Source organism: Aquimarina sp. TRL1 (assembly GCF_013365535.1).
Lineage (GTDB): Bacteria > Bacteroidota > Bacteroidia > Flavobacteriales > Flavobacteriaceae > Aquimarina > Aquimarina hainanensis.
In genome coordinates, this window is record NZ_CP053590.1 from 2,681,983 (window position 1) to 2,695,004 (window position 13,022).

Here is a 13,022-nt window from a genome sequence, read left to right on the forward strand (position 1 = left end):
TTTTTTAGGCGTTAAAACAAAGTACTAATTATGAGAAAAGATCTTAAATATATCTTCTTCTGTTATTGTTTTATTATGGTAGGAACTCTTCCAATAGAGGCTAAAAATTACTCAAAGAGTAGGCCTCTTTCAGAGATTTTGGATGAGTTAGGTCAAAAATATAAAGTGTTCTTTACATATAATTCGGCAAAGCTTGATAATGTATTAATTGACTTTGATGTTAATGATAATGAAAAAATAGAGGTTACCATCAAAAGATTACTCAAAAAAACAAATTTTAATTACAAGTCTTTTGAGAATAAATACTATGTGGTTTATGAAAATACAAAAAGAGGGCGTAAATATCTAGAAAAAGCTCTGTATCACTTATCAGAGATTGAAAAATTAGAAAAAGAAGGAGTTCATATCAATAAGAAAGGTAAAAAAAGGTCACTTTCTTCACAAAGAAATGGTGCACAGGGATTTACTGTTAATGGAACCGTAAAAGATAAAAATGGTTATCCTCTGATGGGGGCTTCCGTATTAGTTAAAGGGACAAATCAAGGAGGGGTTACAGATTTTAATGGGGTGTTTAGTCTTATACTAACGAATAATCGAGCAATATTAGAAATTTCATATGTTGGGTTTGAAGACAAAGAGATTCAAATAAAAGGGCGCTCAACAATTGAAATCGTCCTTGAAGAAGATACAAGTGCATTAGAAGAAGTGGTGGTTGTAGGATATGGCTCTAAAGCTAAAAGAGAAATTGCCGGAGCTATTACACAAGTTGAGTTTGACGAATTAGAAAATACTTCAATACAAAGTTTTGATAAAGCTATACAAGGGCGTGCCACTGGAGTACAAATTGTTAATTCTGGAGCACCTGGAGGAGCAACTCAAGTTCGAATTCGCGGGATAGGTTCTATTAACTCAGGAAATAACCCTTTATATATCGTAGATGGTGTACAAGTAGTACAGGGACAATTTTCACAGGTTAATACTCAAGAGAATGTACTATCAACCATTAATCCAAATGATATAGTTTCTATAGATATATTAAAAGACGCTTCAGCTTCTATCTATGGAGCCCAGGCTGCAAATGGTGTAGTCATTATCACTACAAAAAGAGGATCAACAGGAGGTAAAACAAAAATAAACCTAAATGCACATTGGGGGATTAATAGTGTAATAAACAGACTTGATCTTTTGACTGGTCCTGAATGGACTGCTTTGGTACTAGAAGGATATGCTAATCGCTATGGGACAAACAGTAATCAATATCAAGATCAGCTAGCGTTTTTAGGGAACCCTTCAGATGCTCCTAATTATGATTGGCAAGACCTTTTATTTACTACAGCATTAGTAAGTAATTATCAGCTTTCAGTATCAGGTGGAGCTGAGAGAACAAGATATTTTGCATCAGGGTCATATAATAAAACAGAAGGACATGTAATTGGTACAGGTTTCGAACGTGGAACCTTACGATTTAATCTTGATAATGGTTTGGGAACTAAATTTAGAACTAGTTTGTCTACTAATTTTAGTTTAACTCAGAATCAAGCAACTAGAGATGATGGTTTTTTCTTTAATAATCCTGCAATAGCGTCTGCTTTTATTGTTCCTACAAATAACCCTTATGATGAAGACGGTACTATAAGAGAGCCTCTTTTTGGATTATATTCTGAAAATCCACTCGTAAATAAAGTTCCTAGTTTGTTTGATGAATCCTCAACTACTTATAAAATTTTGAGTTCTTTCTCTTCAGATTATGAATTCTCAAAAAATTTCATCTATACATCAAAATTTGGATTAGATTTTCTTACTAATAATTATAAATATTTTGCTAGTCCCAAAGCCAATGTAGGAGCAAGTTCAAACGGGGAAATAGTAACAAGCAATAATAGAAACCTCAATTGGCAGATCGACCAACTATTGACTTATGACAAGATGTTTAATGATGTGCATAAATTTGATGCACTTGTTGGTGTAAATTATCGGCAAGAAAAACGAAACTTCTTTTCAGCTACCGGAACTGAGTTTATAGTTTCATCATTGACTTCAGAAGGAAATGCTTCTGTTCAGCAAATAGATGGTTTCGATACAGAATGGAGAATGGCTAGTGTTTTTGGAAGAATAAACTATGTCTTCGATGATCGATATATTTTTTCAGGAACTATAAGAAGAGATGGAGTTTCAAGATTTGGAAAAGACAATCGATGGGGAACTTTTCCTGCAATTTCTCTAGGATGGCTTATCTCTTCTGAAAAATTTATGAGCAGATTTCAAGATGCTATTACCGAATTAAAAATTAGAGGTAGTTATGGAGTTACTGGTAATGCTAATGTAGACAATTTTGCATCAAGAGGATTCTTTGCCACTAGTACGTTTGTAGGAAGAGGTGCTTTGCTACCTGATACAGTAGCAAACCCTAATTTGGCTTGGGAAGAGTCTGAAACTTTTAATATTGGGTTTGATGCAAAGTTATTTGATGGGCGGGTTGAAGCTTCTGCGGATTATTATACCCGAACTACAAATGACTTATTGTTAGAAAGACCATTAGCAACCACTAGTGGCTATAATCGTGTTTTTGATAATGTTGGTGAAATAGAAAATAAAGGTATTGAACTATCTCTGAATATGATAAATATTAAAACCAAAAACTTTAGATGGTCAACAGGTTTTAATTTGAGTATGGTTCATAATGAGGTAAAAGCTTTATCTGGGGAGGTAGAACAAATTAATGATGATGATTTTGGTTTAGTTCATAGGGTGGGGGAATCCTTAGGATCATGGTATGCTATACGATGGGCAGGCGTAAATCCTGCTGATGGAAGACCGATGTACTATGATAGAAATGGAGAGCTTACTTTTAACCCAACTGATGATGATCGTATTGTAGTAGGAGGAAGTATCCCTACGTATTATGGAGGATTCACAAATAATTTTTCCTATAAAGGACTCAGTCTTTCTGTATTATTTCAATATTCAGGAGGAAATTATATCAGAAATCGTTTGGCATTTTCTACAAGAGCTTCAGGAAGTTTTGCTGATCGAAATCAACAGCGAAGTGAATTAAATAGGTGGCAAAAACCAGGTGATATTACTGATGTACCTATAGCTTTAAATGGCTTTGTTTATGATGCACGACCAGGTAATGCCTATAGCTCCAAACATATTGAAAAAGGAGATTACATCCGCATGAAACAAATAAATATATCATATGATTTTCCAGAACTCTTACTAAAAAACTTGAACCTTCAGAGTATGACGGTTTATTTAAGTGGTAACAATCTTTTTACCTATACTCCATATTCGGGAAGAGATCCGGAGCTTTTAGGAGGAGATGATACGGGAGATTATCCTCAAGCCAAATCATACATATTGGGAGTTAATATTGGATTTTAAAAAAGAATAATTATGAACACTTTATACAAGAATATTATTTGGTCTTTTCTATTAATGTGTATTTTGATTGCATGTGATGATGTTTTGGAAACAGAACCAAATGATAGAGTATCTAATGAAAGAGCAGTTAGTGATTTTGAAAGTGCAGAGGCTACTTTACTAGGAGCCTATGATAGACTTCGAAGAGTTGATTATTACCAACGGGATTTCATTGTGATTGCAGATGGATTAGCAGATAATATTAGGCAGACTATAAACAATACTTCCCGGTTAAATGGAATATCCCAAAATCAACCCTACGCACATTTTACATTTTGGCAAAACGCATATGAAACCATTAATTCTGCCAATTTTGTAATAGAAGGAGTAGATAATCTACCAGATGCTACAGAAGATCAAAAAAAACAATTAAAAGGCGAAGCGCTATTTCTAAGAGCATTAGCTCATTTTGATCTGGTCAGAGCTTATGCCCGTAACCCAAATCATTTGGTAGGAGAGCCATTGGGAATCCCCATTATTACAAATCCTTCGGATATATTTGCACTACCAGCCCGTAATTCGATAGATCAAGTATATCAACACATAATAACAAGTCTTACCAATGCTTTTGATTTAATAGGAGTAACCACAGGAGTATCAAATAGAGCTTCTAAAGTAGCTGTACAAGGATTGCTTTCTAGAATATACCTTTATCAAAAAGATTGGGAAAATTCTATTATTGCAGCAAATTATGTTATTCAAAATGTAGGTTTCGATATTGAAACAGATGATTATTCTTCAATATTTTCGGAAGCTTCAGAAACAATTTTTGGATTGTCTTACAGTGATATAGAGAACCCTGGGTTAAATGGTTCATTACAAGGGCTTTTTTATATTGATACCAATACTGGTATTGGATATGGTGATTTTGTAGTAAGAGATGATTTATATAGCCTACATGAAACTGACGATATAAGACTAAACTTATACGTTCCTGCTATTAAATCAGGAGAAAATGTAAATTTTATTGGAAAATATTTGGGGTATCAAGGTGCATTTGGTTTGGACAATATCCCATTACTACGTCTCTCTGAAATTTTCTTGAATAGAGCAGAAGCTTTGGCAGAAAATAATGACTTATCTGGGGCAATAAATGATCTGAACAAAATAAGAAATAGAGCTGGATTGCCTAATGAATCGGTGGGTTCTAAAGAAGAAATCATTAATGCTGTTCTTAAAGAAAGGAGAATAGAATTGGCTTTTGAAGGTCATAGAATATTTGACCTTAAAAGAAGAGGACTCGATATTTCTAAAGGGATACTAAACATAGATTGTACACAAGAATGTAATATTTCTTATCAAGATTTTAGGGTATTGGCAAATATACCTGTCTCTGAAACTGATGTTAATGACAATCTTATTCAAAACCCGGGTTACTAATCCAAAAACAATATATTATGAAAAATATATGGGCAATACTTTTAATTTTTATAAGCATATGTTCTTGTGTTAAAGAAGAAAATTACCTATATAAAGGTAATTCAATACTTGCCTTTTCCATAGGAGAAGCTACAGAAGAGTTTGCTTATGATGAGGTTTTAGAGAAAACAATTACAGTTGATATTCAATTAATAGGACAACAACAAGAAAATGTAATCACTTCAGAGATTAAACTAGATGAAACAAACCTTACTTTACCAGAAGAAAAGATTAGTTTTCCTTCCTCAATCAATATCCCTACAAATAGTAGTAGTACTAGTTTTGAAATTACTATTTACCCTGATAAATTAGAAGAAGAAGAAAGAGCTACAGCTGTATTTCAGATAGAGGTTAATGGTATGAGTATGGAATCCAGTAACTTAAGTATGTTTGTTCTCAATATTAAAAAATTACCTGTTCCTGATTGTAATGAGGATTTGACCTCTTATTCAGGAAAGTATAGTATTACTACAGGCGATAGTTTTGGATATTCCTGGAATTGGGATAATAGAAATGATTTGTGGTTACAGTTGGATCCTAATATAACAAATAGAATGTCGAGTACTAATTTTTATGGGTGGACTGATTCTCAACCTGTTTTCTTCGAGTTTTCGTGTACAGATGCCACTATAACTGTAGTGCCGATTACCTCTTATAGCACTCCGGGAGGCTATACCTTTGATATTACAGGGGGTAGTGGAACCTATACTCCTGGAGGAGAAATTACAGTGACTTATCAATGTTCGCATCCCACAGATGGGAATTTTACAATTACTGAAAAGTATATTAAATCTGTATTTTAAAACATAACATACTTATAGTATCAATTACTATATAGACAAGAAATAACTTCGAGTATTTATGAATTGAAGTAATTCAATCCGAATAAAATAAATTATCAGAACATTTACTATAAGCTATCCAAAATTTAAATTTTGTCAGGTGGGGTGGATACCAATTTAACACTATTAAACAATTATATGTTTAGTGTTCTTAAAAAAAAAAAACTGCTCTAAAAAACAATTCATACAAAACTATTTTTAAAACAAACGTAATGAAAAAAGCAACATTTTTACTAGCCATGGTCATATCGACCAGTATTTTTGCGATTCAATCACATCACACACACAAATTATTAGAAAAGAAAAATGAATATCAAGACGATGGTGATCAAAGTAGAGTTTTCAATTCTTCAAAAAATAATCATTGTTTATTAAAATTTCGAATTCCAATAGAATTAAGATATTTACCATACGGGTATAACACTTTATATTTTATAACCAACTATGTTGACCAAGATCCTGGTATAAACTCTATCAAAGATTGGGGAGGTGGAGAATGGACGTATGATAGTCATAGAGGTACAGATTTTGCACTGTGGCCATACCCGTGGCTTACAATGGATATGGGATTAGCATTTGCAGTGGCGGCAGAAGATGGAATTATTATTGAAAAAGTAGATGGAAACTTTGATAGAAATTGCGGTGTATTAGCTGATATTGACGAGAATGCTCCCTGGAATGTAGTAAAAGTAAGGCATTACGATGGTACAATTACTATATATGCACATTTAGAGAAATATTCATTAACAAGAAAAGCAGTAGGGCAAACTGTAAAAAAAGGAGAGTTTCTAGGGAATATAGGTAGTGCCGGATATTCTGATGCTCCTCATTTACATTTTGAAATACAAAAAAACGGAGAAATATTAGACCCCTATCTTCATGATTTGTGGGAAACAAAACAAAGTTATTTAAATCCTATTGTAATAGGAGGAGGCGTACATCGTCATTACCCAAAGCTTAACCCAGTAACAGTAGGAGGAGGAATTCCAAATGGAGTAGAAACTGTAGATGAATGTAGTGATCCAGAGACAATTTACTCACACTATAGGTTTAAAAGTGGAGAACAGATATGGGTAACTTCTTATATCGCAAATCAAACACCAGAGCTAAAGTTTGAAAATGAAGTTAGAAAAGTAAAAAATAATGAGCTTCTTTTTGGATGGGATCCAAGTATAGTAACAGAACCTTTGAGAAACAGGAATTTTTGGGGGTATGTCTGGGCTACTGATGGAGGGTGGTATTATTATGAAGCAAAACTTGGAGATACAAGTATTTCTAAGACTTATTTTTATGTTGAGTACAGGAAGATATTAGGGTTAAAAATATTGGATTTTGATCCTAATGGAGATTTTTTTCATAATACCACAACTGAGAATAGAGATTTTAAGGAAGGAGAAGAAAGAACATTTGTAACATATTTTCATGATGCAAATGTAGGAGATCAAATCCAGGGAGAAATATACTCCCCTGATGGAACTTTATATAGAGAATGGGGAGGGACTATTGAGAATAAGGAATGGACTTTTTGGTCTGAAAAAGTAACTTTTGATAATGGTGATTTTGGACCAAATAAATATTGGGTATTTAAATCGCAATATAATGAAGATGAACCTGAATATACTTTTTTTACGGTTTCTAATGATATAACCAATAAATCAGATAATAGTCTCGATGAAGATCAAACATTAGAAAAAGAAAAATTAATTATCTCTCCGAATCCTGTTAAGGATATTGTTCATATAAAAATTCCTGATAATTTTTATAAAAATGATTTAGAGATCAGTATTCATGATCTAAGAGGAAGAAAAGTATATAACACTCATCTAAAGACTAAAGAAGAAGGAAATAATACAATGTTAGATTTAAGTTTTTTAAATGAAAATTTATATTTCCTCCTTATTAAAGACCCTAATTCAGGAGGAATTGTTTTCAAAGAAAAATTAGTAAAACTAAAATAAAATAGTATTAATATAGTTACAGTTGAGTTTGTTAGTTAGGATAAAACCCTTGTGTATATAGTTGTTTACAAGGGTTTTATTTTTTTGTATACAGCGTTTCAATAAATTGTTCCATAAAATGGATCTCACCAGATTACCGAAGATGATCTCCATTTTTTATTTACTTTTTTAATAAATTATAAAGATCTATTTTTAATAGATTCAAAGTTTATATCCCACTACTATCTATATTTTGGGAGCTAAGGCATTAATTTTTTTGTATCTTTTATTAATAATTTTAAAAAATGTTAGGAGCTTTTTTAAAACAATATTTTGATCCCATTATTAATCTAAATCTTCAAGTTTGGGAAAATTTTGCAACCTTAGGAGAAGTAATAGAATTCCCGAAAGAGACAGTTCTAAAAGAGTCGAACAGTATAGAAAGGTATTTGGGATTTGTTCTTGAAGGAAGTGGAGGGAATCTTCTTTGGGATAAAAATAATTTTGTTTGTACAGACATTAGCTTTAGAAATGATGCGATAAATGACTTTATTTCTTTTACTTTACAAAAAGCATCCCCAATAGAAGTAAGACTGTTTGAGGATAGTAAGATTTTTAGAGTTTCATATCAAAGCTTCCAACGGGTATTTGAAAAAGGAAACTATGGGGAAGAAGTTTCAAGGCTGGCACTTGAATCAGCCTATATCGAAAAGCAACAGCAACAGATAGATCTTTTAACCAAAACAGCTAAAGAAAGATATCTCGAAATTATTAAGAAAAATGGAACTGATAAGCATATAAACTTAAAATACATTGCTTCTTATTTAGGGATTACACCACAAAGCCTTAGTAGAATTCGTTCAGAATTAATTTTATGACAATTAACAAATGGTAACTTTTGTTTAATCATTACAAATTACATTTGACAAGAGAAGTTATTTTTAAACACAGTAACCTGTTAATATAGAGCAGGTTAAAAACAGCTTTTAGTGTCATGAATAGAATAGTAAAAAATAGATCTGTTATTCCTAAATCCAGATTACTAGTAATTCTTTTGGGCTTTCCTATAATTTCTTCAATAATTTCATTGCTCCTTTTAAGAAGAGACCTTCTTACTTTTAAACAGGTAGATTTTTTTAGTGTTTTTTGGGGGATTATTATAGTTTGGTATTTAGTTCAAATTGTCATAATAAAAAGAATATTAAATTCTTCATGTTTAAGTTTCAATGATATTGGCTACAGATTTAATAAAAAAGAAACTTTATATTTTATTCTGGGGTATCTGATTTTTGCCTTTATATTATTTGGTGTAATAGAATATTTATTAGCTTCTATTGATATTACCAGCACTAAACTGAATTCACTATCTGATTTTTCGAACCTTACTCCTAAAACATCTCTACAACGATTCATATTTATAATAGCGGGATTAGTTGCGGGTATTTCAGAAGAGTTTGTATACAGAGGTTTTGCGATTAATGGACTAGAAAATCATAACATAAATAAATGGAGTGCCATTCTGATAGCTGCTATTCCATTCGTTTTTCAACATGGTTTAAAATCCTTAGATCAGTTTTGGTGGTTTTTTATAACAGGGATAATTATGGGACTCATTTACGTAGTTTCTAAAAGAAAATTATACATCAATATTATTATCCATTGGTTAGTCATTCTTTCTGCAATGCTAGCTATACTACAGGTTTTATAACAATAATTAATCAGTATATCAGCTTTTGCATAGATCGTTTAATCATTTATTTCTTGATGCGATTATGTGATTACAGGTAGAAACCATCTAATTCATGTTTTGCCTCGATTTTAACCTACAAGTCATTATAGGAGATTAAAATATACTCTGAAAAATCTTTATATCCCCCCTAAAAAAGAAAGAATAGAAAATAAAGTAAATGTTTCACAAATAAATTCAAAATACTCATGAAAAATTCAATAAATACCGTTTCGTTTTTTATGTTAACCTTCTGTTTTTTTGTTGGTTATGGTCAAAACACATTTCCGTCAAATGGGAATATAGGCATCGGGACTTTAAACCCACAACAAAAATTACATATTCATGGCAGTACTCCCAATATTACTTTAATCTCAGGAGCTGCTCCGGGGATTATATTTTCTCCAATATCTACTAACAATTTAAGTCTGGCAGGTATCGGATTATCTACTATAAATGGGCATTATCATACTACTTCACTAATAGGAGATTTTAATATTAGAAGTGGAGGAGGTAAAGACATTGTATTTGGAACTCTGTCAACAGCAAGTGCTACTAATGGAAATGAACGTATGCGTATCAAAAACGATGGAACCTTGCAATTAAAAGGAAACAAAGGTGTTGTTTTTTCTGATTATGGTGGAGGTTTTAAAATGATTGATAACAGTTGGATTCGAACTTCAGGTAATAAGAGCTTCTACCATAATCGAGGAATTATGAGAACTGATGGGACATTTCAAGTAGGACGAGCAGGAAATCGTTTTATTGTAAAAACTAATGGTGAAGTCGGTATAGGAGTTAACAATACCAATGGTTATAAGCTTGCAGTAAAAGGAAATATTATCGCCGAGGAACTAAAAATCAGAACATATGAAAGTTGGCCAGATTATGTATTCTCTCCTGATTATAGTCTTAAAACCTTAAAAGAAATAGAAAACCATATCAAAAAAGAAGGCCACTTACCTAATATTCCATCAGCAAAAGAAGTAAAAGAGAAAGGAATCAATATTGGTGAAATGAATGCCAAACTTTTGCAGAAAATAGAAGAGTTAACATTATATCTTATAGAAATTAACAAAAAAGTTTATGCTCTGGAAAGTGAAAATGTTCAGTTAAAGGGTTTGATAAATTCTTCTAAAATTTAAAATTATGAATAGGTTATATAATTTTTTAGGAGTAATTCTATTATTGATATATAATTACTCTTTTTCACAATCCTCGGATTGTCCAGAAAATCTAATCGTAACAACTGATGTATTATCAGGTCAAACAAGATTGTTTCAGTCCAGTAACTCAATTACAGGTGTGAACACTATACAAACTAATGCGAATGTTATATATAATGCAGGAGTGGAAATAACCCTGTCCGATGGTTTTGATGCGATAAAAGGAGCTGATTTTGATGCATTGATAGATGGTTGTATTTCCAACCCTAATAGTTTGCCCAATGACCCTTTGTTTACCTTACAGTGGGGACATCATAACTTGGGTAGTAATAGTCCAGAAAACCATCCGTATGCATTTTCGTTTCACACAGATTGTTCCACAGCAGAGATAACTCCTCCTATTGGGGTAAATGATATAGATACTAATATTCTGGACGTATGGAAGGATATAACGAAGGGATCAGAAGATATTACCATAGCGATATTGGACTCGGGACTGGATATACATCATCCTGATATAAACCCTAATAGAATTGTAGCCCCACAGAATTTTACAGAAACCAGAACCATTACAGATGTCACAGATACTAGTGGTCATGGAACCCATGTAGCCGGTTTGATTGCCGCAGAAATAAACAATGGAATTGGTATTGCAGGTATAGATCAAAATTGCAAGATCATGCCGGTTAAGATAAATCCCAGTCCTGGAAAGTTTATTCAAATTTCTAAAGGGATACGATATGCTATTAGTCAAGACAGAGGGAGTAATAAAGCGAATATCATATCTATGAGTCTTGGCAAATCAACCGATTTCACTAAAGAAGAGGAAGTAAAAAATGCTGTAAGTGAAGCTATTGAAGCTGGGGCAATCTTAATAGCTGCAACAGGTAATGACAATACTAATAAAGTAGATTTTCCTGCCCAATATTCAGAGGTTATAGGAGTGGGAGCTTTAAGTCCTTGTAATACAAGAAAAAGTAGAACCTCTTGTGATCTGGATACTCGTAAAGAAGGACGTAATTTACTTTCATGGGGAAGTAATTATGGGGTGGGAATGGATATTCTGGCTCCCGGGACTTTAATCCCTAGTACAGACATTACAGGTGTAAATCAAGGGTTATCAGGTTTTCGTAATTGTGCTCTTGGTAGTTGTTATACCAGTTGCATAAAGACAAGTAATTCCAACATATTTACCAATATTAATGGAGATTATGTAATCGATGGCTTTGGTACTTCGATTGCTACCCCTTATGTGGCAGGAATTGCTTCCCTCATGCTGGCAGCTAACAAGGATTTAAAGAACTACCAGGTGCAGTATATATTAAAAGAAAGTGCAAAAATCACTAGTGATGGTTTTAAAAGAGTGGATGCCCTATCAGCTGTAGAAATGGCAAAAAACTTTGATCCCAATATCGATTTTTTATTGCCTGATTTAAAAATAGAAGTTCTGTCAGAGATATCTGATGAAATTGATTTTACGGATACTTTTCCAATAGAAATTAAAATAACCAATAGAGGAGATAAAGCCATATCATCTTCCTCTTTGCAACTCAGTTTTAAAATAATTACTGATATCAATGATAATATTTCAAAATCTTTTGATATATCTAGTATTAGTGTTACCTCATTAGGAATAAATCAAAGTCAAATAAAGAATGTTTCCATTCGACCAATTTGTACTGATATTAGTGGAGAAATTAATGATATTTTAAATAGACCATCTTTTTTATCCATTTCAATAAACAATAATAACGATGAAATTAGCAAGCTTAATAACCAAATTGATATACCAATACAGTTCATAGAAAACCAAAAACCTGATTTGGTAATTGAAAACGTGACTTTGGCAAACACTTTATCGAATAGTTTTCTTGTTGAGTTTGATATAAAAAATTTAGGACAAGGACATTCTGAACTTGTAGCAAATACAAGTGTTCAAAATAATTTTTATAATTATTATCTATCGGAAGATATTTTTTTAGATAAAATTAAGGATAGAAAAATTTTCCCTAGGTTTAATCAAGTGAATCCAATATATGGAAATTTCTCTTTATGTCCTAAAACTTCGCAAACCTTAAGACCAAATCGTTTTAACCATAGTCCTGAAGGGTACCTTTTTATTGAGATAAATGCCAATAACATAATTAATGAAATAGATAGGACGAACAATATAATAATGATCAACCTCACCCAAAGTAATTCTGCGACTTTAATTTTAAGAAGTAAAAATCCTGTTTTAAATCCTGGAGCTATACTATCCATTTCTCCCAACCCGTCAAAAGATATGGTGTCAATACTAGTTCCCAAAAAAGGAATCATCCGGGTATTGGATATTACAGGAGTATTAATTTCGTCTTACCCTATTACTGATAGTCTATTAAACATAAATATTGGTTCTTATAAAAAAGGGCTTTATTTAGTAGAATATATAGATATAGGAGGTAATAGATCAATAAAGAAACTCATAAAAAAATAATAAACGATCAAAAAGTTTGAACCGTGAAAGTTC

At 32.2% G+C, this 13,022-nt stretch carries 8 protein-coding genes; all 8 read left to right on the forward strand.

Going from position 1 to position 13,022, the window contains the following annotated elements:
- Window positions 1–30 precede the first annotated feature (30 nt).
- Complete coding sequence (locus HN014_RS10940) at window positions 31–3,384, forward strand: SusC/RagA family TonB-linked outer membrane protein (RefSeq protein ID WP_176028912.1); 3,354 nt, start codon at window positions 31–33, stop codon at window positions 3,382–3,384.
- A 12-nt stretch (window positions 3,385–3,396) separates the two neighbouring features.
- Window positions 3,397–4,803, forward strand: coding sequence for a RagB/SusD family nutrient uptake outer membrane protein (locus tag HN014_RS10945; RefSeq protein ID WP_176028913.1), 1,407 nt, complete (start codon window positions 3,397–3,399; stop codon window positions 4,801–4,803).
- 17 nt (window positions 4,804–4,820) lie between these two features.
- Window positions 4,821–5,645, forward strand: coding sequence for a hypothetical protein (locus tag HN014_RS10950; protein ID WP_176028914.1), 825 nt, complete (start codon window positions 4,821–4,823; stop codon window positions 5,643–5,645).
- Between the two features lie 251 nt (window positions 5,646–5,896).
- Complete coding sequence (locus HN014_RS10955) at window positions 5,897–7,642, forward strand: peptidoglycan DD-metalloendopeptidase family protein (RefSeq protein ID WP_176028915.1); 1,746 nt, start codon at window positions 5,897–5,899, stop codon at window positions 7,640–7,642.
- Between the two features lie 284 nt (window positions 7,643–7,926).
- The gene (locus HN014_RS10960) at window positions 7,927–8,499 is read left to right on the forward strand and encodes a Crp/Fnr family transcriptional regulator (protein ID WP_176028916.1); all 573 of its coding nucleotides are present in this window, start codon (window positions 7,927–7,929) and stop codon (window positions 8,497–8,499) included.
- Window positions 8,500–8,615: 116 nt separating this feature from the next.
- On the forward strand, window positions 8,616–9,329 hold the full coding sequence (locus HN014_RS10965; protein ID WP_176028917.1) for a CPBP family intramembrane glutamic endopeptidase: 714 nt from the start codon (window positions 8,616–8,618) through the stop codon (window positions 9,327–9,329).
- Between the two features lie 227 nt (window positions 9,330–9,556).
- Complete coding sequence (locus HN014_RS10970) at window positions 9,557–10,492, forward strand: hypothetical protein (protein WP_176028918.1); 936 nt, start codon at window positions 9,557–9,559, stop codon at window positions 10,490–10,492.
- A 4-nt stretch (window positions 10,493–10,496) separates the two neighbouring features.
- On the forward strand, window positions 10,497–12,989 hold the full coding sequence (locus tag HN014_RS10975) for a S8 family serine peptidase (RefSeq protein WP_176028919.1): 2,493 nt from the start codon (window positions 10,497–10,499) through the stop codon (window positions 12,987–12,989).
- Window positions 12,990–13,022: the final 33 nt, after the last annotated feature.

What these genes read in the sequence shown, in the direction of transcription:
- HN014_RS10970 (WP_176028918.1), top strand. Translation starts at nt 9,557, where the DNA reads ATGAAAAATTCAATAAATACCGTTTCGTTTTTTATGTTAACCTTCTGT.
- HN014_RS10975 (WP_176028919.1), top strand. Translation starts at nt 10,497, where the DNA reads ATGAATAGGTTATATAATTTTTTAGGAGTAATTCTATTATTGATATAT.
- HN014_RS10945 (WP_176028913.1), top strand. Translation starts at nt 3,397, where the DNA reads ATGAACACTTTATACAAGAATATTATTTGGTCTTTTCTATTAATGTGT.
- HN014_RS10940 (WP_176028912.1), top strand. Translation starts at nt 31, where the DNA reads ATGAGAAAAGATCTTAAATATATCTTCTTCTGTTATTGTTTTATTATG.
- HN014_RS10950 (WP_176028914.1), top strand. Translation starts at nt 4,821, where the DNA reads ATGAAAAATATATGGGCAATACTTTTAATTTTTATAAGCATATGTTCT.
- HN014_RS10965 (WP_176028917.1), top strand. Translation starts at nt 8,616, where the DNA reads ATGAATAGAATAGTAAAAAATAGATCTGTTATTCCTAAATCCAGATTA.
- HN014_RS10960 (WP_176028916.1), top strand. Translation starts at nt 7,927, where the DNA reads ATGTTAGGAGCTTTTTTAAAACAATATTTTGATCCCATTATTAATCTA.
- HN014_RS10955 (WP_176028915.1), top strand. Translation starts at nt 5,897, where the DNA reads ATGAAAAAAGCAACATTTTTACTAGCCATGGTCATATCGACCAGTATT.